Source organism: Citrobacter sp. VF227, assembly GCF_052950715.1.
Genome location: NZ_JBRFVF010000002.1, coordinates 253,001 through 274,010 on the forward strand (window position 1 = coordinate 253,001; position 21,010 = coordinate 274,010).

General features: G+C 45.5%; 18 protein-coding genes and 1 tRNA gene. 5 read left to right on the forward strand and 14 right to left on the reverse strand.

All coding sequences use genetic code 11. From position 1 onward, the window contains the following. Nucleotides 1–87: 87 nt before the first annotated feature. From ACU8YC_RS08630 to ACU8YC_RS08640, 3 genes are all read left to right on the forward strand, one after another. Nucleotides 88–948 (forward strand): pirin family protein, encoded by an 861-nt coding sequence (locus tag ACU8YC_RS08630; protein ID WP_446895217.1) that lies wholly within the window; start codon nucleotides 88–90, stop codon nucleotides 946–948. 16 nt (nucleotides 949–964) lie between these two features. Continuing rightward, the gene (locus ACU8YC_RS08635) at nucleotides 965–1,642 is read left to right on the forward strand and encodes an isochorismatase family protein (RefSeq protein WP_151218812.1); all 678 of its coding nucleotides are present in this window, start codon (nucleotides 965–967) and stop codon (nucleotides 1,640–1,642) included. Between the two features lie 149 nt (nucleotides 1,643–1,791). Then, a tRNA-Ser gene (locus ACU8YC_RS08640) sits at nucleotides 1,792–1,879 on the forward strand. Between the two features lie 348 nt (nucleotides 1,880–2,227). Here the strand turns inward: ACU8YC_RS08640 and ACU8YC_RS08645 are convergent. Then, a complete protein-coding gene (locus ACU8YC_RS08645; protein WP_187260367.1) occupies nucleotides 2,228–2,983 on the reverse strand; it encodes an EAL domain-containing protein in 756 nt (251 codons plus the stop codon). Between the two features lie 297 nt (nucleotides 2,984–3,280). Next, nucleotides 3,281–3,856: a tyrosine-type recombinase/integrase gene (locus ACU8YC_RS08650; RefSeq protein ID WP_187260368.1), complete on the reverse strand. Its 576-nt coding sequence runs from the start codon at nucleotides 3,854–3,856 to the stop codon at nucleotides 3,281–3,283. Nucleotides 3,857–4,171: 315 nt separating this feature from the next. Between ACU8YC_RS08650 and ACU8YC_RS08655 the strand changes: the two genes are divergently transcribed. Then, nucleotides 4,172–4,888, forward strand: coding sequence for a winged helix-turn-helix domain-containing protein (locus ACU8YC_RS08655; protein WP_446895218.1), 717 nt, complete (start codon nucleotides 4,172–4,174; stop codon nucleotides 4,886–4,888). After that, a complete protein-coding gene (locus ACU8YC_RS08660) occupies nucleotides 4,885–5,352 on the forward strand; it encodes a FidL-like protein (RefSeq protein WP_187260370.1) in 468 nt (155 codons plus the stop codon). Before ACU8YC_RS08655 ends, ACU8YC_RS08660 begins: the two co-directional genes overlap by 4 nt. A 476-nt stretch (nucleotides 5,353–5,828) precedes the next feature. Here the strand turns inward: ACU8YC_RS08660 and ACU8YC_RS08665 are convergent, their stop codons facing one another. The 12 genes from ACU8YC_RS08665 to potF form a co-directional block, all read right to left on the reverse strand. After that, a complete protein-coding gene (locus ACU8YC_RS08665; RefSeq protein ID WP_210904881.1) occupies nucleotides 5,829–6,389 on the reverse strand; it encodes a hypothetical protein in 561 nt (186 codons plus the stop codon). 471 nt (nucleotides 6,390–6,860) lie between these two features. Beyond that, a complete protein-coding gene (locus tag ACU8YC_RS08670) occupies nucleotides 6,861–7,838 on the reverse strand; it encodes a hypothetical protein (protein WP_446895219.1) in 978 nt (325 codons plus the stop codon). A gap of 593 nt (nucleotides 7,839–8,431) precedes the next feature. After that, complete coding sequence (locus ACU8YC_RS08675; protein WP_446895378.1) at nucleotides 8,432–9,124, reverse strand: fimbrial chaperone; 693 nt, start codon at nucleotides 9,122–9,124, stop codon at nucleotides 8,432–8,434. Nucleotide 9,125: 1 nt separating this feature from the next. Next, entirely contained in the window at nucleotides 9,126–11,609 is a 2,484-nt protein-coding gene (gene pefC / locus ACU8YC_RS08680) for a PefC/AfrB family outer membrane usher protein (RefSeq protein WP_446895220.1), read from the reverse strand. A 109-nt stretch (nucleotides 11,610–11,718) separates the two neighbouring features. Beyond that, entirely contained in the window at nucleotides 11,719–12,267 is a 549-nt protein-coding gene (locus ACU8YC_RS08685; RefSeq protein ID WP_187260375.1) for a fimbrial protein PefA, read from the reverse strand. Nucleotides 12,268–12,758: 491 nt separating this feature from the next. Beyond that, nucleotides 12,759–13,433 (reverse strand): tyrosine-type DNA invertase, encoded by a 675-nt coding sequence (locus ACU8YC_RS08690; RefSeq protein ID WP_187260376.1) that lies wholly within the window; start codon nucleotides 13,431–13,433, stop codon nucleotides 12,759–12,761. 1,457 nt (nucleotides 13,434–14,890) lie between these two features. After that, nucleotides 14,891–16,018, reverse strand: a complete 1,128-nt coding sequence (gene rlmC / locus ACU8YC_RS08695) for a 23S rRNA (uracil(747)-C(5))-methyltransferase RlmC (protein WP_446895221.1) — start codon at nucleotides 16,016–16,018, stop codon at nucleotides 14,891–14,893. Between the two features lie 41 nt (nucleotides 16,019–16,059). Next, nucleotides 16,060–16,548: a YbjO family protein gene (locus ACU8YC_RS08700; RefSeq protein WP_187252730.1), complete on the reverse strand. Its 489-nt coding sequence runs from the start codon at nucleotides 16,546–16,548 to the stop codon at nucleotides 16,060–16,062. 59 nt (nucleotides 16,549–16,607) lie between these two features. After that, nucleotides 16,608–17,453: a putrescine ABC transporter permease PotI gene (potI, locus tag ACU8YC_RS08705; protein ID WP_370618659.1), complete on the reverse strand. Its 846-nt coding sequence runs from the start codon at nucleotides 17,451–17,453 to the stop codon at nucleotides 16,608–16,610. Continuing rightward, a complete protein-coding gene (potH, locus tag ACU8YC_RS08710; protein ID WP_151219651.1) occupies nucleotides 17,450–18,403 on the reverse strand; it encodes a putrescine ABC transporter permease PotH in 954 nt (317 codons plus the stop codon). The genes potI and potH overlap by 4 nt, the downstream gene beginning before the upstream one ends. A 9-nt stretch (nucleotides 18,404–18,412) precedes the next feature. Continuing rightward, complete coding sequence (gene potG / locus ACU8YC_RS08715) at nucleotides 18,413–19,546, reverse strand: putrescine ABC transporter ATP-binding subunit PotG (protein ID WP_151219694.1); 1,134 nt, start codon at nucleotides 19,544–19,546, stop codon at nucleotides 18,413–18,415. 138 nt (nucleotides 19,547–19,684) lie between these two features. Next, nucleotides 19,685–20,797, reverse strand: coding sequence for a spermidine/putrescine ABC transporter substrate-binding protein PotF (gene potF, locus ACU8YC_RS08720; RefSeq protein WP_210904878.1), 1,113 nt, complete (start codon nucleotides 20,795–20,797; stop codon nucleotides 19,685–19,687). Between the last annotated feature and the right edge of the window lie 213 nt (nucleotides 20,798–21,010).

The window sequence follows — 21,010 nt, forward strand, 5'->3', positions numbered from 1 at the left end:
CAGTGAGGACTATTTTAGCGACTACTCAGCTCGCTGTCATGAATATAAGCTTATTAACATCAAGACAACGCCACCGAGGAGACACATATGAAACAAGTCACAGGCGTCTACACCGCACCTCGCCCGCACTGGGTGGGCGATGGATTTCCGGTTCGCTCGATGTTCTCTTACCAGTCTCATGCAGAACAGTTAAGTCCGTTCCTGCTGCTGGATTACGCCGGTCCACATACATTCGCGCCTGGTAATGAAAAACGCGGCGTAGGCGAGCACCCTCACCGTGGTTTTGAGACGGTGACCATCGTTTACAGCGGCGAAGTTGAACACCGTGATTCAACCGGTCGCGGCGGCATTATCGGCCCCAGCGACGTGCAGTGGATGACCGCGGGTGCAGGGATATTGCACGAAGAGTTCCACTCACCTGAATTTACCCGCCAGGGTGGCGAACTGGAAATGGTGCAGTTGTGGGTCAATCTTCCGGCAAAAGACAAAATGGCCGTGCCCGGCTATCAGGGCATCAGTAGCGATGTTATTCCCACAGTCGCCCTGCCAGATGACGCAGGCAGCGTGCGCGTGATTGCAGGTAACTATCAAGAGACAAAAGGCCCGGCACATACCTTTTCACCACTGAATGTATGGGATATGCGCCTGCAACGTAATCATCAACTTACGTTTTCCCAACCGGAAGGATGGAGTACCGCTCTGGTGGTACTGAAAGGGAATATCACTGTGAACGGCACCACGCCTGCCGGCGAAGCGCAACTGGTGGTGTTCAGCCAGCAGGGGAAAACGCTACACATTGAAGCCACCAGCGATGCCTGCGTGTTGCTGCTGTCTGGCGAACCGTTGAACGAGCCGATTGTGGGTTACGGTCCATTTGTAATGAACACGAAGCAAGAAATCGCCGAAGCCGTACGCGATTTTAACTCAGGCCGCTTTGGCCAAATCTGAATCGAAGGAGAAGAATATGTCCAGTCCTGCAAACTTTAATGGCTCACGTCCGGTCATCGATGTGAATGATTCCGTCATGCTGCTTATTGATCATCAAAGCGGGCTGTTCCAGACCGTCGGCGATATGCCCATGCCAGAACTGCGTGCGCGTGCCGCCGCGCTGGCTAAAATGGCAACGCTGGCGAAGATGCCGGTGATTACCACGGCATCTGTACCACAGGGGCCTAACGGTCCGTTGATCCCAGAGATCCACGCCAATGCGCCACATGCCCAATACGTAGCGCGTAAAGGTGAAATCAACGCCTGGGATAACGAAGACTTCGTGAAAGCCGTCAAAGCAACGGGTCGTAAGACGCTGATCATCGCCGGTACGATCACCAGCGTGTGCATGGCTTTCCCGGCCATCAGCGCGGTTGCGGAAGGCTACAAAGTTTTCGCAGTGATCGACGCTTCCGGTACTTACAGCAAAATGGCGCAGGAAATCACCCTGGCTCGTGTTGTTCAGACTGGCGTCGTCCCGATGGATACCGCCGCCGTCGCGTCTGAAATTCAGGGGACATGGAACCGTGAAGACGCCGCTGAATGGGCGGAAGTGTATACCAAGATCTTCCCGGCTTATCAGTTGCTGATCGAGAGTTACAGCAAAGCCCAGGAAGTTGTGACTAACGGCGAAAAACTGGACTCTAAGCGCTAATCTTATCCTCCGCGCCTACCCGGGCGGAGGAATATGTACATTGCGTAACCAAACGAGAGTGAACACGTAAATTCTGCTTGACCGTTTTAGCGCAACTCCCTATAGTAGCGCCCCGTTGCCCCCCAAGCGGTCAGGCAGCAATACAATATGGTGAGGTGTCCGAGTGGCTGAAGGAGCACGCCTGGAAAGTGTGTATACGGCAACGTATCCGGGGTTCGAATCCCCGCCTCACCGCCATATTTAAAGAAGAGCTCGTACGCAAGTACGGGCTTTTTTTTTCGCATAATGCACAGCATGGCGGGGATGAGAAGCCCGGACCGGGGTTCGACTACTGGCGCAGCCAGTTGGACAGACTGCGAACGCGGCGCCCCTCACCGCCACATTCATTTCAAAATTAATCACTTAAGACGTAAAATTGGTTTTGCCTGCGTATATTCTTTTTCTGATGTGTTCTTTTCCCAGTTTATTGAGAACTTATTTCAACGGTGAAAAAAGTCCGGCTTTCATCCACTTCTGCAGCAAATTTGACTCTTTCCGGACGGACACAATGAGGGATCTGTGATCGCCCTGAGAAAGAGAATATAGCTAAGATGACCGCTCCAGCACAAAGCGCCATACATTTGCCGGCCAGAGCCATCCCTGACCATGAGTAAAACCAAGCATAATAGCCAGCATGCACTGCTCTGGTGTTTCGATGCCTTCTGCCACCAGACAAGTGGCTGAATCACTCGATGGATGAAGCCTCGGGTGAGAGAACGTATAGTTATCTATTTGAGACAGAAACTGTTGTCGTGAGACTTTCATACCCGACAGGGGTAATTTCCTCCCGGACAGTGTTTTCATCCATGCCGGGCTGACATCGTCAGCATAAACTTCAGCACCTGCAAACAGTAAGTGATTCAGGTTTTGACGCAAATAATCCTGTTCCTCAGAGCAGAGGTCTGTCAAATGTTCAGGATCCTGGATCTCCACGACAATACCATTCAGATTATTGCGACAAATAATCTCACACAAAGATCTCCTGACAAGCACCCTGACAGGGAGATTCAAAAAACGTTTTTTGGTAGTCAAACCTGAACTCAGGCGTAGCTGAAGTAAAAATAACTCTGCCAGTGAACCTGCAGACTGTTGGCGAAAAAAAGTCTCACTACAGATACCAGCAGAAAGCTGACTAAGAAATTCGTATCCCGTAATTTGACCAGAATGGAAACTGATCAGGGGCTCCGCTTTCATTCCTTCCAGGAAACGTAATGCTAAATGTTCTTCTCCCGCAATCATGGCACTTTCTGGTAAACGAATTCCCGATAATAGTTCATTACTAGGATACAATAATTCACACATCACGTTTTCCTGTTTTATTTTTGATTCAATTCGTTCTATAGCAATTAAGCTACCTCCCCTGAATCAATTAACATTTGACACTAAAATAAAGCCAGCTAATTTAAAACTAGTTTATACAGAAAAAGACTCTGTATTCTCTGACGCGAAAAAGACAATACTTTTAGTATAGACATACACATCAGACACTCACAGCTCCACACAACAATGAAAAAGGGATCTACCTGCTCAAAGATAAAAACCATAACTAATCACATTGATATTTTAATGAAAATTATCAATATACTGATGCCACGGTCATTAAAAAATATCTTCGCTCCCCAGAGACCAGACACGTGAAAAGCGCTTACAGTTAGCAGCAGTATAATGCACGGTATGACGAATATTCCGGTGCCCTAAATAGTCCTGAATCAGTCGGGTATCCAGGCCTTGATTAGCCAGGGCATAACCACATGAGTGCCTGAGTACATGAGGATGCAATTTAATAGGTAAACCAGCCAGCTCGCCATAGTATCTGACCAGCGAGTATACCTGCTGACGAGATATTCTGCTTCTTCTGGACGAAATAAAAAGCCAGGGCAAATCCTTACCATTCAGTTTCGTTTTTCGTATATCTAGCCATCGTAATAACCATATTTTCTCTTCTTTCTGAACAGGATGTGTTGTTGAGAACCCATTTTTTATTCTCCGGATATAGATCTCGCTACTTTCCAGAGAGAGACTTGAAAGCTGTATGTTTGCAAGTTCACTCACCCTGAGCCCATGGATATACATCATAATCAGTATACATCTGTCCCTGACATAATCATTGTATTCAGGAATAACACTCATTACTGCATTCCATTCTTCCTGTGTGATATAGCGCCTTGTTTTCATTGAAAAATCCAGAAGTTATTTTCGGAGTCAATATGGTAATTAAACAATTCCACAATTAACACATAATTCCGCAATAATGAAATATACAACATTTTTATCTTTTTTATTACCGTAATTTATATTTTTATTCTGGTATAAATTTTTATCAGCAAGGGGTATACAAATTTTCACCTATAGCACATACTCATTTTTCAGAAAGCAAAACGGAACCTTTACAACCAATCCAGAACGGAATTGCATGTTAATGGCGACTACCGCTTCTGGCGGCAAGCTATGTTCCTGGTATTCCTTTACATCGTCAGGTTCTCTGGAAATATGTTCATTATTAATAAAGAAGTGACTTTTAATGAAGAAGACGGGTATCTGGAAAACCCGTCACTTAATGTTTCCGTTTTGATGGCGGCACCAGCTCGCAGATTACTTTTGGTTCTCATCACTGAACGCGGAAGCCCCGTGGAGCGAGACTATCTTTTCAGGACCGTCTGGGATGAACATGGACTGCGTTCTTCTCACAGTAATTTAAACCAGTACATCAGCATCTTAAGAAAAACTCTTGTACAGGCAGGATTACCCGATGATGCGATCATTACTATCCCAAAAATCGGTTTTATGTTTAACCCTGTTATCGACGTCAAGACATATGTCAGTTTTGCCGGAAAAAAAAACAGCAGAATAAAAAATTTATTTAATGATTTTTTTAACAGTCACTTATATTATCCGATATACATTTTATTTGTTATATCTCTTGGCTTAGCAACTTACCTCATTTACTTCAGCGATACCATTACAGCGTCTGCATCACTGATTAAAATTTCCGGATATCCGCCTGAATGTAATGTATATATGTTATCCGGAAATCCTTCAATAAAGGCTCCACCTATTGAGTTCGTTGCAAAAAGCTGCAATAAAAATCAGGATGTATTCATTTTTAACCATGCTGGGAAAAAAGAGGACAAACTTATTGTTTCGTGTGAAAAAGAAAAACCTGACTATTTTACTCATTGTCATAACAGAGTGGACGTGGCCGGATGAAAAAAATCATAATCAGTCTTGTCATTCTTTTTATGCTGGCAGGTCTAACCTGGTGGTTTATTCGTCATCAGTCTGGTACGGATCTACAGTGCCAGTCAACATTTGAAAAAAACACAGCATCAGGGAATCATGCTGCAGGTACCATTTCCGTACATTTTTTCAGTGATTATACGGGGGTGGCTAATATCACGGGAAAGATAGTAACTGAAAAAAAGTATTATATTATAAACAGGGAGATTGAATTTACTTACGACGTTATAGATATCCAAAAAGGTATGTTCAAAGTTAAGTCACAAAACATGAAGATACTTTTACGGGATGACATGAATGAGTTTCATAATGACGATATAAATCTGAATGCCGCCTCCAAAAGCAGTGATTATATCATTATAAAAAAAATAAATAAGAATACTTGGTTATTTAACTCCCCAACATCACCGGTTATGATCTGTGTGTCTGAATAAGGACAGGGGTTTTGATTTTCAACAGATATAATAAACTCTCTCCCAAAGCAGTACTGTATAATCTGCTTATAGCTTAGCACCTGCTCTGTCCTGCATATTTGAATATGCCCACTCACCATAACTGGCGGGAGATGAGATACTCAGGCCAGGCTTTTCTGAACGAGCTGAAAACTTAGATATTGGTATCCAAAACATATGAATTACATTAAATGACACTCGAGTATGGCTAACGTCTCTTACAAACTGTAACAACGTTAAAGTAATAATTCTGGAGTAAAATATTCAGCACAAAATTAATAATATATTTAAAACAATGGCGTGCAGCTTTAAAAATTTCGATTCAGGCGTCATTTTGAATCATTACAATTTCAAATTCTGGACATTAAGATGTATTATATATAATAGAAGTATATGACAAATAGTTAATACCAACTATCTTACTATCTTTTAGAAAAGATCTTCAAATATAGTAGCTGTCATTGTGATAATGACAGCAGTATAGTAAGAGTACTTAAATGATTGAAAATAGGTAGTTTCACGATGTGATACCATTTTCGTATTCTCATCTGCAACATCAACCGATACTTGTCTGCTTCATACGTTTTACTCGATATACCTAACATATCCAAAGCCTGTCTCTGTTCCATATTGCCAAGGCATAATTGGGCCACTATGAGCTGTCTCATACTGTAAGAGGGCAACTCGTTGAATGTTCTGTTAACTTCTCGCATCAGCAGATCAATTACCTTTGAAGGGCTTGTATTTCTTGAAACAAAATAAACAGTAGATAATAATGGCAGGCAAGTAACTTTTAACATGGAGAAAAAAACAATACGTTGGAATTTTAATTTGCATAGTTTCTTTAAGCTATCCGGTGTAAAACTCCCGGTAAGAAAGGTATCAATAACAAGAACATCTCGAGGCAACTCTGTATCAGCTAAACATTCAATGCTATTTATGAGATTAATTTCTTCATCACCGATCGCAGCTTGTATTCCTAAAAAAAAATAGTTATCCTTCGTAATAACATGAATCATTTATACCTCCTGTTAACTATTCAGTAAATTATAAACCAACAATAATTGACACCTTAATGAAAATTGATAGCAACAAGCTTATATCAATATAACACCATCATTCAGTCACAACATTTCGCTAAGTAATCTTAAAGATAAAAATCATTAACTCACGCATATCATTCACTGCTACTTTTATCTCCCCTCTTAAGCACTTCACACTCAATACTTATTACCAATCAATCTAAAAAGGACAGCGATGTTCAAAATGCTGTTCCACATTAATCATATGCACAAAAAAAATTTAATCACAATCAAAACCAGAATCCTTGATTAATAAAAATCGTTATAAAATGATGTTAAATGATAATAATTAATGATATTTTAAGTCCATCATCTTTAGTTGAAGTTATATATTTTAATAAAACAATAAATTTCTTTAATATCCATACCATCATTAAAATTTTATTCAAATGCAGACATACTTCAATACTAGTCAGTGGTTAATATTAGCGTAGAAGCAACCTGACAAACTTCACCTGGCAGCGTATTTTGCGTTGGCTTTATTACATACTCGAGTTGTATCTTTTCAGTGCTTGCCGATTTGGTTTTGTACCCATCAGAAAATCCAACCGATATCTCCTGCCCACCACTTTTAGCCTGAACTGATACTGGATTTTCACCACATTTATCTGAGTCATTCTGGACACTAAACCTGGCCGGAACGGCGGTACTTATACTGAAATCGCCAGTTACAACACAGGATGAAGGCAATATTGCAGAACAGTTTAAAGATGTCGGCCCCGTAATTGACAATGATGCCTGAACCGGGACCAAAGGAGGAGCAACTATTTCCCCTCCGCCTAACGCCCCCCCGCTCACCGTATTACTTGCGCATGTTATCCCGCAAGGTGAACGCGCCAGGGTATTCATATCTGTCAGTGTCATGATGACATCAACACTTTTCTCACCGGGATTATCATCAGTCTCTATTGTCATATTTTTAGCTACCGTCCATTCAAAAAAAGGAGTAAGCGTATATGTGTCACCTGTTTTCAAACCTGGTGGGAAATTAACCCTTGGCAAAAGATAATCGTTATAATTTGTGATATGGTAAATTGACGAAATTTCAGAAGTACAACTACTTTCTATTGCCGCGCCATCACTACCAACATCACAGATAGCAAATGCTGCATTGGTATTGTTCCATAACAACCCAACCTTATCAGGAAAACCAGATATCATGCGAACATCCCTTCCACTTCCAATATTCATTGTGATAGTTGGCGTTCTCTTAACATAAGATAATATTGCATTCACATCATTAGGATATATTTTCTGCTGGGCTCTCGCAGTTATTGTAGGTCCCACCAGCCGTCCAACAGGTGAAAGATAGGTATAAGTAGCCGCATATGTTTTGAATCCAATAATTGATATCAGGCTCAGAAATGCCAATATTTTATTATTCATATCACACTCAACACGATTATTTTAAAAAACATAAAATTAATTTTATATAACAAACACAATATATAGATTAGTCATAATTTTTCTATGGAACAATAACATTGAATCTTAACATGGCGCTGGTTAGGCCACGTGGGGTATCTATTTCTACTTCCGTATTTGGCGTGATAGTACAGTTGCGACTTCCTGTGCCTGAGCAAAAGCGACCACTCTCTTCAGAGGAACCACTCCCGTCCAGCATGACTTCTTTCCCATCATTATCTGTCAACCACAGTTTTACGGGGGTTCCGGAACTTCCTGCTGGCCCGGTCATATCAACGCGATTATTGCTCCCCGCGCTCAGACTTCCCTGAACAATTTCAGCATATAACGCAGTTATAGCTGCTGGCAGTGGACAATCCAGCCGGATAATGAATGGGGGATAACTCTGCGCACCGGGTAAAATCGCCCCCAGGTTTACACGATCAGGCATTGTCAATGTACACGGAGGTGCGGTGAATCTTGCCGTAACAGTAACCCGGTTACTGGTAGTGACAGCGTTCGCGGAATTAAAGACCGAGAGCAGGATGATACACATAAATATGTTAAACAGTTGGTTATTTAATATCATATTTCACCGCGCCGCCCCAATCGTTAAGGGCTATAACACTTACGTCTTTAAGATTTGTGTGCCCGGTATTCACTTCTGAGTACGGGGCCAGTTGTGCAAGTGCACGCTGCACATTCGCATTTAGCTCGATCTCTTTCCCCTGGCTTTTCAGTTTCGTGACCGCAAAATAGTAGGGTGTCGGGTTCTTTATCCAGACCCTTCCACCCCGATTCGACAAAACCAGCTGTTTTTCTGCATTTTTACGTCCTTCAGCCAGAGCTTTTGGGCGGTAAATCAGCTTAACCTGGGTATTCATTGCTATGGCGATCACGCTACCATCAGTTTCTTTGGGTTTTGGCGGAATCTCTTGAACATTAAGACGAAATAAAGATTCCTTATCTGACGGCAAAGTCGGGTTTACATTCATTAATCGCACTATCTGTTTACCTCTCGGCCCAATCCTAAAAAATGGTGGAGACGGTACTATAAAAACATCCGCTTTACTCTGCGATATATTTTCAATCCACACCTGAGCTCCATAGATATCATCTGAGCTGCTACTTACTTCAAAGGAAATATTTTTCTTCCCTTCTTCATAAATAAAACGAGTTCCATTAAGAGTAAAAGCAGCTATGGCAGAACCAGCAAAAAATAATGTCATAGACGTCGTCATGACTGCTAACTTAAAAAACTTCTTAATACTATTCACAACGAATCTCCTGAACTGTTCCTATATTTTCCTTCAACCCTACCGCACTAAATCGACATATTTTTCCAGTACTTTGACTTACTGTAATAGTTTTCGGGGCGGAGAGCAGATTCATCAGCAAAACACCATTACGCGTGACAAAACCAGCATCCAGCCCCTGCTCCGTGGTTGCGTTTCCACCAGTAATTTCATTACCCTGCATATCACGTAACCGAACGATATAACGCCGCACTTTCTGGAAATCAAATTCGCGGTAGATAATTGCTTTTTCTGTTGGAACAACATTATAGGAAGTATTGAGCAACTCAGCGCTTTCCGGTACGTTTTCCGGATTAATGCTTATCGTTGTAGGGTTATATCCTGTCAGGTAAAGCACAGTATTTCCGCTGCTGTTAGTTGGAAGTGAACCATTGAATGTCACTCCTGGTGTATCTCTAATTCTGACAACTGCTACAGTGTCTGAAGATTCTCTTGTGAGCAGTAGACCCGTTTGCCTCGTGGCAATGGCTGTACCAGAGAGATTTCCGGATAAAGTGGTTGCATCTCGGCTTTGTGAAACTGCTAAGTTAGTCTGAATTCGGTCGAAGCCATAACTAGCCGATGCACCAACTGTATTATTACTGTGTTCATCCATTCCAACATTAACACTGTAACTAAGGCGTTCGTCCAGAGCAGCCGATATGTTGGTATTAAAAGAGGTACCATTGTATCGGCTGTAGCCGACTGAATTACTGCTGTTATGACGAATACCTCCCAGCGTAAACGGGATACTTACCCCTAGGGCACCTGAATACTCATCTGTAGTTGACCATGCATTACGTGAATAGTTTCCGTTAATGTAGAGCGATACCCCGTCAAGTATTGTGGTGCTGACGGACAATGATGCTCCAATAGCATCGGTGTTACGATTCCAGTAAGATTGCTGCCAGAACGCGCTGTTAATATAAATGTTATCTATCCGATGGGACAGTCGGGCTTCATATCGCGCCTTCTCTTTGCCATCAAACCAAATGTAGTGTTCATTAAAGCCCAGGCCGTCCGGATCATAAATCTTTCGTCCTATTCCGTCCTTAGGATTCCAGTTCACAAATTCGGTATATCCAGGGCTCTGATACCTGTACGTCAGTAACTGAATATCTGTCTGGTTAGTGAAACTTTTTGCATATTTTAATGTTGCGCTTATTCCCTGGCGTTGAGAGTTATTATCATACTCAGCCCGCGCCCCATTTACACTTAACGCGACAGCGCCGAGTTCTCCCATTGATTGCGTAAGCCCAACTCCGGCGGCCTGATAACTGTTATGCAACAGAGTAGCGATATTAAGCGTGGTCGTTGGTAACCCCCAGTCGAAACTGGCCAGGCCAAAAGTGCCATTTCCTGAGGAGAAAGCATCCCCTAAACGATTAGAGTCGTTACGCTGTCCAACAGCAAAATTGTAATTATATTCTCCAGGACGTAGAAGCGAAGGCAGGGTTGCTACAGGATATTCAGTTACAGTTTTACGACCACTATTATCCTCTACTGTTACAACCATATTTCCGTTACTGGTAGAATTGATGTCATCGAGACGATATGGACCTGGAGGTATCACGCGAGAATAAATTGTATACCCGCCCTGAGTCACTGTAATTCTTGATGTGGTAGAGGCTACTCCGGAGATAACTGGGGCATAGCCGCGGGTGAGCCATGAGCGCATGTTGCTATTAGAACGCAATGATATTCCATAAAAACTAAAGTCGCTGAATAACTCAGTTCTTGTCTGTGAACGCCCGAGCAGTAAATCCCCTTTAACCTGGCTAATAGCGGTGGAAAGGGTAAGATTATTCGTGGCGAATTCATTTCCCCACAAATTGCGTTTAGCATTCATGTCGCTGGATAAAATCCAGCGGCCAATATTGAGGCTCGAATTGAAACTACCATAAGCATTGAGCGAATCATTGCTGTAGCTATTATTCTTATTTTGAACGTTTTGATTAAAGTTACCACTGTACTTCAGACGCAGACCATTTATGCCATAGTCCCAGCGCGTAGCATCATTTTTTTCTGTCATCCACGCCTGAGGGATACTGAAATCCAGAGATTGAGCTCCAAGGTCAAAATTGACTTTAGAGGCCATTTTCTTTCCAATTGAATAACAGCCGCGAATGGAATCAAATGTATCCTGGTAAGCTTCCGGTTTAAAAAAGATACCCGCACTGTGGAGCCATTCCGGGCTGAAGCAGGGTTGTCCAGCCTGCTCATCTTCCGCGCTAATCTCAAATGGCATTCGTCCGGTGCGGGATCCGTTGAGAGAAACGTCGACGTAGTATTGACCTGCAGGGTATTTTACACCGTCTTTCAGAACAGAGGGCACATCTGTGATTCCCTGTAGAAATGCCATATTCAGTTCGGTGGCAGATGCAAAGGAAGAACAAATGCTTAGTGCCAGAAGAGACAGCCCAGGTTGTTTTCTTGCTATGTTATATTTTGTACTCACACAGACCTGCCTTCAGAGCAAAAGAGAAGAACAAGAATAAAATTGCTTTAATAGAGGAAGACCCTGCCTCGTACTTATACCGCTTAGTACGGGCAGGGATTGAAATGACTTAGTTGTAAGAAACTACGTAAGCAAGAGCAGAGCGGTAATCGCCTGCCTGGGTACCACCTATCAGTTGCGCAGTAAATTGCGCGCCTTTGGCAGGGTCATTCAAATCAGTCAATGTTACATCTGATGTCGTGCGGGTTTTATCGATATCATGAGCACCTCCAACTGCATTTACTGCACGCAATTTTACGATGGCATCGGTTGCTGTTCCGCTTTGAGGTACCAGTCCAGAGGCTTCCAGAGGTCCAGAAAATGCAAAAGAGGCATTACTCATAGCAACTGGATTACAGGTAGTGCCCGCCTTCGGTTTCAGAGAAAAATTCACTACCGGACTTTGGTTAGAACCAGAACCAGCCGCTTTTGTAGAAGTTGTAACATTACCCAATTGAACAACGCTACTTACTGCACCAGTATCTGCAAGCGGCACAATGTCGCAAGTTGTGTCAACAACAGCTCCAATAAACTGGACATCACCACTATTTGGTGCTGCAAACGCTGATCCCGATAATACCGCCAGAGTCAGTGTGGAGACCTTCAGTAATTTTTTCATTTCATATTCCTTATTAGGATGCTGATATTAAGCATGCTTTTTGATATTATTTGCGATGTATTTTTCGATGGAAGAAACCATCAGCAACTCTATTATTAATTAACAGGATTACTGATGGACTCTTACTTGAATAAATACAAAGCTACCGCACAAATTTTACAAACCGTAAAATTTTAATTTTCAATCATTTTGCTTATCCCCTTCCTTTCAAACCCTCACAGCGATGTTTTTTTGACCTAAAATAGGAACAGTTGGGACCATTTTGACTCATTGGCATATATCACTTAAAATTAGACAAAAAAAGGATATAACACCTTACACAGACGCAATAACAGATAAAATCAGAATTTACACCTGATTTTAAATGATAGTATTTTGCGTTTTTATTTAGAGTGTTAAATAATATTCCACAAGGAAGTGGTATCTGATGGGCGAGATAAAACTGTGACTAAATAAATAAAATATTTAAAATCAATTAATTGAGGTTTTTTTTAGAAAAAAACTGGCTGAGGGATTGCCTTGCAAATAGTCTTGCTATTAAGATGTGCACAAATTGGTCCCAATTGACCAGTTTTAATTCGCTTTCCAATATCATCTCTACTGATTCTTTCGCGTTCCCACAACCCATTGAATCGCGCTGCATTGCTGGCCGTATAGCGTACAGTGTGACGAATATTCCGATGCCCCAGATAATCCTGAATCAGACGCGTATCCGTGCCCCGTTCCGCCAGTTCATACCCGCAGGCATGACGCAACATATGCGGCGTGGTGCAGGTAACGGCACCTGCCAACTCTCCAGCAGCGCGAATGATACGGTAGGCCTGTTGCCTCGAAAGCATCGTTCCCTTTCGTGAAATAAAAACAGTATCCGTACTGGCAGCATGCCTCCAGGTGCTGCGTACCCGTGTCCATGTGCGGATCGCATCCAGTTCATCATCTATCAGCGGGTGTACCGTAGAAAATCCGTTCTTCAGACGGTTAACGCTCATTCGTCCGGCCTCGAGATCCATATCTCTGTATCGTAGACCTAATAACTCACTGATACGCATACCATGACGAAATGCCATGAGAATAAGGCAGTAGTCCCGGGCTCCGTTATTGCCGTTGCGGACGGCCTCCATCATGCCCGTAACCTCCCGGGCGGTTAGAAAACGACGTCGTGTCATAGGAATGACTCCTTCTGGTTTTTAAGAGGTGAAACCTTCGATCGTGCATCCTGTACCGGCACATACCGGTCAGGTCATCACAATCGACATGACCGTGCAGGAACTGCCGTATTTCAGGCTCGGGGTGGCGTCATGCGCTCTTATCCCGTACCACAACAACTTAGACCTTCAGCCAGGTGGTCAGGCCTGCACAATAACTATGATGGCGGAAAGTGATGCCCCGGACAACCTGGCGAGCATGACTGCCGGCCCGGAACTGGCGTTTTCTAAGCGGTACAGCACCAGACTGGGGCCACATCAAAAACCCACTCCACCGACCAGATGACAATAACGTTAATTGTTGATGCAGATCAGTTTTGCACTATCAACTAATATGGCATAACTGACCGTGCTAACTATGAGGTTTTTAAAGACCTTTATGTTTTATTTTCTTTCTGGTGGGAGTCGCCTGCGACTCCCTTTTTTTAGCCATCATGACAGAATTACGCCTGAGCGTATTATGTAATGATAGCTATAGCGCATTATAACTTCCCCCTGGGACAGGGTACTGCTTTTTTATAATGCGAAATATTAAAATCACCTTAAAATAAAACCCCAAACATGGATATTTAAAATAAAAACACAAAATATAAAAAACACCCCCTAAAAATTGTTAGCAAAATAAACATTACATTCATTTCCATTAATTAAAAAGAAAACCAGGCAATAATGAAATCTACCGATAATTCTGTCGCATTAAAATTTTTCTTTAACTCCAAAGGCACAGTCACTCATCCAATAGCATGGATAAGTAGTGGGGATAAATTCAGAGATACGCAGTGCATTCGTGCGTATATTGGCGCTCAGTTACTCGCCAGAAAAAAGTCCCGAGAGGCCGCTTTTAGGTAACATTTCAGTATTTAACCCTGCGTATATAGAAACACATAGTTGTCAGTGAATACCTCTGTGAACTATTTTGAGGGAGCGATGCCTTACAGCAAAGTACTATCCCGGATAGTCCTAAAAAATAACGTCAGAAAGCATTATTTTTATCACCCAACCGCTATCAGGAGTTACCTCTTGGATATCACTCATAATTATCTCATTCGGTTGCTGGCAAGATTACAAACTTCCCTACGCTCGCACGTAACTAAATTCACTACAGCGATAGCCAGTGAATTAAAAGCTTGACCTTCCCCCTGATACGAATCAATGATGAGTTATCACGTCCAGTATGTATTTTTCTTCCATTACAGCCTCGCGCAACGCGACTGCAATATCATGCCTTTCACGCACGGAAAGCCCGCCATCCACAGCGCGATAACATGCACATTAGCAATGCTTTCCGGATGTCAGACCTTACCACTGGCTGACTACACCATTGCACTGCCGATCACGATCAAAATCACGGGCCTGTTTGCAGGATGCGGCATTCCGGCAGCTCGGCCTGTTAAGCGAAGCGCCATCAGGCATGGTCGTTATTGTCGGCTGAGCAGCGTTAAAACCTCATAATGCGCGGTGTGTGGGAACATATCGAAAAGCTGGACGCGCTCAATGCGATACCCTGGTAACTCACGAATATCCTTCGCCATGGTTTGCGCATTACAGCTGGAATAAATGATAAAACGCGGTGCCATGTGAGAAAGAAAATCACACAGCGGTTTGCCAATTCCCCGACGCGGCGGATTCACCAGCACCAGGTCCGGTACTTCGCCCTGGGCGGTGGCAAACTGAGTCGAATCCAGGGCCTGAAAATGCAGATTTTGTAACCCAAGCTCCTGCGCAGACTGTTTCGCACAGGCAATCGCCTCTGGCGCGATTTCAATCCCCGTCAGTTTCATCTGCGGCGTGGCGCAGTGCAGACCAAAGCCCCCAACACCGCAAAACAGATCCCACATGTGATTAACCGGAAGCTGACGCACCCAGTCGCGCGCCGTGGCATACAACTGCCCCGCCACTACCGGGTTGGTCTGGAAGAAGCTCTGCGGGCGAATCCACAACGGTACATCGTTAAAACGCTCCGCCAGCGCCTGTTGTTCCGTCAGGTAGATTTCACTATCCCCTTCCATAATTGCCATATGCACAGGCTGTATATTGGCAGTGATCACTTTTAACTGCGGAAGCTGTGCCTGCAGCCATGGTAGCGCCGCGCGCAGTTGTGCCAGTTTCGCGTCGGAACGCAGGACAAAACGCAGCATCATGCCGCCATCGAACCGGCTTTCTGTTAACAGCAGATACTTCAGCTCCCCGCGTTTTCGCTCCACGTTATAGGGCGTTAATCCCGCACGGGCGATAAACGGTTTGAGTGTGGCAAACACGGGCGCAAAAGACTCAGGATAAAGCGGACAGTCGCACAAATCCTCAGGTATACCGTCACGATGCAGCATTCCCAACAGCGGTTTCTCTACGCTGCAGCTAACCACCATTTTTGCTTTATTACGAAAAGCGCTTTCCGGGCCGCTGACTGGCGCGCACCATTCACCGACCGGATTATCGGCCAGCAGATTTTGCAGATCGGCTGTTTTGGCGAAGAGTTGATCGGCGACTGGCTGTGTTATCCACTGACAGGAGCGACAGCGTTCGGCGTCATAAAGTGCGCACTGCATACAAAAACCTACAAATTAACCGGGGGCCAAAATTATACACGTTATTGCAAGCGGAAGAACCGCCTGCTGGATGCAGGAACAAAAAGCAGCAGCAACACCAACATATCGGGCAGTTTTTGCATCACCAGGGTATGCAGGATTTCACGTTTAGACTCTCCCGCAATACTGAACAGTTCCGGATATCCGTAGCCCAACGAGGCTGCCCACAGATAGACACTGGCGATAATCTGGGTCAGCAGATAAATCCAGCGTGCCCAGTTCCGACCTTTTACCAACGAAAATGCGCAGTAAATTTCGATAAACAGCATCACCAGGCTAGCCAGAAACACCAGCGTTAAATTCCAGGTCTGTACGCTACGATGAATAAACTCACTAGTTCCACGCAACCCGAGCGTATTAAAAATCATCAACAGATCGAGACAGCGGATCATAATAATAGCCAGCGCCGCCACCTGCACCAAAGCAGGGACGTTTAAGCGGGCATGTGATATGGATGATTTCTTAAAAAATCCCAACGCGTCGTCTTCCATGAAAACGGCGCAGCCACCACAGCTGCGCCGAATAGACAGGTTGGCAGATTTTAGTTTTTTCAGCCACGTCTTGCACGTTGGATATCGCGAATCCGTTGTTTTTCTGTTCGCGCCATCAGATACCACGCGATAAATCCGATAATTCCTACCACGCCAAGTATCAGCGTCGCCAGTGCGTTGATCTCCGGATTAACCCCCATACGTACGCTGGAAAACACCAGCATGGGTAATGTTGTAGCACCGGGACCAGAGACAAAGCTGGCAATAACCAGGTCATCGAGCGACAGCGTAAAGGCCAGTAACCACCCGGAGATCACTGCTGGCATAATCATCGGCAGCGTGATGACGAAAAAGACCTTCAGCGGCGTGGCGCCAAGATCCATCGCCGCTTCCTCAATGGAATGATCCAGTTCGCGCAAACGTGAAGAGATAACGACCGCCACGTACGCTGTACAGAAAGTGACGTGCGCCAACCAGATGGTCAACATACCGCGATCCGCTGGCCAGCCGATGGCGTGCGCCAAAGCCACAAACAGCAGCAACAGCGACAAACCGGTAATGACATCCGGCATAACCAGCGGCGCGGTGATCATAAAGGCGAAGCCATTGGAACCGCGAAAACGACCAAAGCGCACCATCACTACGGCAGCTATGGTGCCGAGGATTGCTGCCATCGTCGCAGCACCAGCAGCAATCGTTAAGCTCATCCCGACGGCGCTTATCATCGAGCTATCGTGGAAAAGTTCACCATACCAACGCGTTGACCATCCCGCCCACACCGTCACCAGCTTGGAGCTGTTAAACGAATAGATAACCAACATCAACATCGGCGCGTACAGAAAGGTAAAACCCAGCACCAGAATAAAGATACGCCACGGTGAGCGAACGACAGGTAAGTTATTCATCCGTGTTCCCCTACGCTTTTTTGCTGATATTTGTGGAACCACATGATCGGCACAATCAGTAACAGCAGCATAATAATGGCGACAGCAGAAGCCACCGGCCAGTCGCGGTTATTGAAAAACTCCTGCCAAAGTACACGACCAATCATGATGCTGTCCGGGCCACCCAACAGTTCAGGGATCACGAACTCCCCAACTGCTGGAATAAACACCAGCATTGATCCGGCAATAATCCCGCCCTTAGTCAACGGCACGATCACGCTAAAGAAGGTTTTCAACGGCCGGGCACCTAAATCCAGCGCCGCTTCCACCAGTGAATAATCGATCCGTGTCAACGCGGTATAAATTGGCAGCACCATAAAAGGCAAATAGGCGTAAACAATTCCGATATAGACCGCCAGATTGGTGTGCAGAATCGTCAATGGTTGATCGATAACCCCCAGCCACAGCAGGAAGTTGTTCAGTACGCCGTTATTTTTCAGGATCCCCATCCAGGCGTACACGCGAATCAAAAACGAGGTCCAGGACGGTAGGATCACCAGCAGCAACAGGATATTACGCGTTGAGGGTTTGCTGTGTGCCACCGCCCATGCCAGCGGATATCCCAGCAGCAGGCAAAATAGCGTCGAAATCCCCGCCACCTGCAAAGATTGCAGGTACGCATCAAAATAGAGCGGATCGTCCGTCAGTTGCAGGAAATTACCTAAGTTGAGCGTGATGGATAGCTGATCGTCAGCCCATGAAACGAGGTCGGTATACGGCGGAATAGCACGTGCCATTTCAGCCAAACTGATTTTGAAGACGATCAAAAACGGCAGCAGAAACAGCAGCAATAGCCACACATACGGCAGCGCGATCACCAGCTTGCGCCCGTGCTTCATTTGCAGCCGCGACATAAACAGCGTGAATCGCCCCGCTTTATCCACGCGAGCCGGAGGTTCAAGTGTACTCATCTTCGCTCCTTAAACCGTCAACACCACACAGCTGTCCGCATCCCAACATAAACGGACTTCGTCACCCCAGGTGGGTAAGCCTTTACGATAACGATGTTCATTTTGTAGCTGGGCGCTCAGCATCTGGCCGCTTTTCAAACGCACGTGGTACACCGACAAATCGCCCAGATAGGCAATGTGCGCCACTTCACCTACCGCGAAGTTGTATCCTTCTGGCGGAGTGGCTTCGCAGAGCATGATTTTTTCCGGACGCAGCGCAACATACACCGGAACGTTATCGACAACAGAAGCATCGGCGTCCACTTTCAGCGGATGCATCAGGCCTGGAGACTCAATAATCAAACCATCTTCCTGACGTTCTTTCAGCAACCCCTCAAAGACGTTCACCGAACCGATAAATTCTGCGCTGTAACGCGTGGTCGGGTGCTCGTAGATCTCTTCCGGCTCGCCGATCTGCACAAATTTTCCACGGTTCATGATCGCAATGCGCCCTGCCATGGTCATGGCTTCTTCCTGATCGTGCGTCACCATCACGCAGGTCACGCCGACGCGCTCAAGGATATCCACCACTTCCAGTTGCATGCGGTCACGGAGCTTTTTATCCAGCGCTCCCATCGGTTCATCCAACAGCAGCAGTTTCGGGCGTTTCGCCAGGCTACGCGCCAACGCCACACGCTGGCGCTGACCGCCAGAAAGCTGATGCGGCTTACGTTTGGCAAACTCTTGCATATGCACCAGGCCCAACATCTCATTCACCCGACTGGCGATTTCAGCCTTTGGCAGTTTGTCCTGCTTGAGGCCAAAGGCAATGTTCTGTTCTACCGTCATGTGCGGAAACAAGGCATAAGACTGAAACATCATATTAATCGGGCGCAGATAAGGCGGGACATGCGCTAAATCGACGCCATCAAGCATAATTTGCCCGGTTGTCGGCAGCTCAAATCCCGCCAGCATCCGCAGCAGGGTCGATTTACCACAGCCGGACGCACCGAGCAGCGCAAATATTTCACCTTTATAGATAGTAAGATTGACGTCATCGACGGCATGCTGACCGTCAAATGACTTGGTCAGGTTGCGAATTTCGAGCAGCGGGGTCAGCGCCTTGCGGATTTTCGCCTGTGGGCGTGGGGTTGCATCATTCACTCTGGTGCTCTCCGGCATAAAACAAATAAACGGTGCAAATAACGCACCACGGTGGTGCGTATTGCCGGGTTTTGTGTGTCCGGGATCGGCACTGCCCGGCAGGCGTAAATCCTGCCAGGTCACGTCCCGTACATCGGGTTATTTCCCGCTTTTTACCTTCGTCCAGGCGCGAGTACGGACACGATCGATCTTCGGATCCTGAACTTTCAACGTGAACAGCTTGTCGCGGACATCCGCAGGCGGGTAAATACCAGGATTGTCGCGAACTTCCTGGCTAACCAGTGCTGTCGCTTCTTTGTTGGCATTGGCATAGAACACGTGGTCGGAAATATGCGCAATCACATCAGGACGCAACAGGTAGTTAAGGAACTGATAGGCTTCGTCTTTGTTTTTCGCATCGGCTGGCATCGCGAACACGTCAAAGAAGGCCATCGCACCTTCCTTCGGAATTGAGAAAGAAATATTGACGCCATTTTTCGCTTCTTTCGCACGGTTTGCCGCCTGCCATACGTCACCCGCCCAGCCAATCGCCACACAGGTATCACCGTTTGCCAGGTCGTTAATGTACTGTGAAGAGTGGAAGTAGCGAATATTCGGACGCAGTTTCAACAGCAGCTCTGTTGCTGGTCCGGTGTAATCATCCGCTTTAGTACTGTTTGGATCTTTGCCCAAATAATTCAGCACGGTGGCAAACACTTCCTCGGGGGCATCGAGGAAGGAGACACCGCAGCTTTTGAGTTTTTCCAGGTTTTCTGGTTTGAGGATCAAATCCCAGCTATTGACCGGCGCATCCGGCCCCAGCACCTCTTTGACTTTATCGACGTTATAACCAATGCCGGTGGTTGCCCACATATACGGCATCGCGAACTTGTTGTCCGGATCGTGTTTGCCCACCAGCTTCAGCAGTTCTGGATCGAGGTTTTTCCAGCCCGGCAATTTGCTCTTATCCAGCGGCTGGAAGACGCCTGCGGTCAGTTGACGCTCAAGGAAACTGGCGGATGGAACGACAAGATCAAAGCCGGTGCTGCCAGCCATGAGCTTACCTTCCAGTACTTCATTAGAATCAAATACGTCATAGATAACTTTAATTCCGGTCTCTTTTTCGAAATTAGCCACCGTATCCGGGGCAATATAATCAGACCAGTTATAAATATGCAGCGTTTTTTGTTCAGCAGCGAGCGTGCCGGCAGAGATGGCCATCAGAGCACCCGCAACCAGGCCTGATAACCATTTTTTATTTAAGGCGGTCATAATCTCTTTCCTTCTGAAAGTTCGTTAACAAACGAACAAAAATGTCACACTCTAATGATATGCAAGAAACGTGCATATTCTTTCATGCGGCACCTATGAAAAGAGAGGCCTCTCCTCACGCCGCCATTGCGCGCTGGTATCTGCCCATGCCTTCAACATGCATTGCGCCCGCAGGTCAGGTCACAAGGGGCTGTTTGAATGAGGGGGTTGATA

Coding starts and splice junctions, on each gene's coding strand:
- ACU8YC_RS08660 (WP_187260370.1), top strand. CDS start 4,885: ATGAAAAAAATCATAATCAGTCTTGTCATTCTTTTTATGCTGGCAGGT.
- potH (WP_151219651.1), bottom strand. CDS start 18,403: ATGAGTACACTTGAACCTCCGGCTCGCGTGGATAAAGCGGGGCGATTC.
- ACU8YC_RS08655 (WP_446895218.1), top strand. CDS start 4,172: ATGTTCATTATTAATAAAGAAGTGACTTTTAATGAAGAAGACGGGTAT.
- ACU8YC_RS08670 (WP_446895219.1), bottom strand. CDS start 7,838: ATGAATAATAAAATATTGGCATTTCTGAGCCTGATATCAATTATTGGA.
- ACU8YC_RS08700 (WP_187252730.1), bottom strand. CDS start 16,548: ATGGAAGACGACGCGTTGGGATTTTTTAAGAAATCATCCATATCACAT.
- potF (WP_210904878.1), bottom strand. CDS start 20,797: ATGACCGCCTTAAATAAAAAATGGTTATCAGGCCTGGTTGCGGGTGCT.
- ACU8YC_RS08690 (WP_187260376.1), bottom strand. CDS start 13,433: ATGACACGACGTCGTTTTCTAACCGCCCGGGAGGTTACGGGCATGATG.
- ACU8YC_RS08630 (WP_446895217.1), top strand. CDS start 88: ATGAAACAAGTCACAGGCGTCTACACCGCACCTCGCCCGCACTGGGTG.
- potI (WP_370618659.1), bottom strand. CDS start 17,453: ATGAATAACTTACCTGTCGTTCGCTCACCGTGGCGTATCTTTATTCTG.
- ACU8YC_RS08635 (WP_151218812.1), top strand. CDS start 965: ATGTCCAGTCCTGCAAACTTTAATGGCTCACGTCCGGTCATCGATGTG.
- ACU8YC_RS08650 (WP_187260368.1), bottom strand. CDS start 3,856: ATGAAAACAAGGCGCTATATCACACAGGAAGAATGGAATGCAGTAATG.
- ACU8YC_RS08645 (WP_187260367.1), bottom strand. CDS start 2,983: ATGTGTGAATTATTGTATCCTAGTAATGAACTATTATCGGGAATTCGT.
- rlmC (WP_446895221.1), bottom strand. CDS start 16,018: ATGCAGTGCGCACTTTATGACGCCGAACGCTGTCGCTCCTGTCAGTGG.
- ACU8YC_RS08665 (WP_210904881.1), bottom strand. CDS start 6,389: ATGATTCATGTTATTACGAAGGATAACTATTTTTTTTTAGGAATACAA.
- ACU8YC_RS08685 (WP_187260375.1), bottom strand. CDS start 12,267: ATGAAAAAATTACTGAAGGTCTCCACACTGACTCTGGCGGTATTATCG.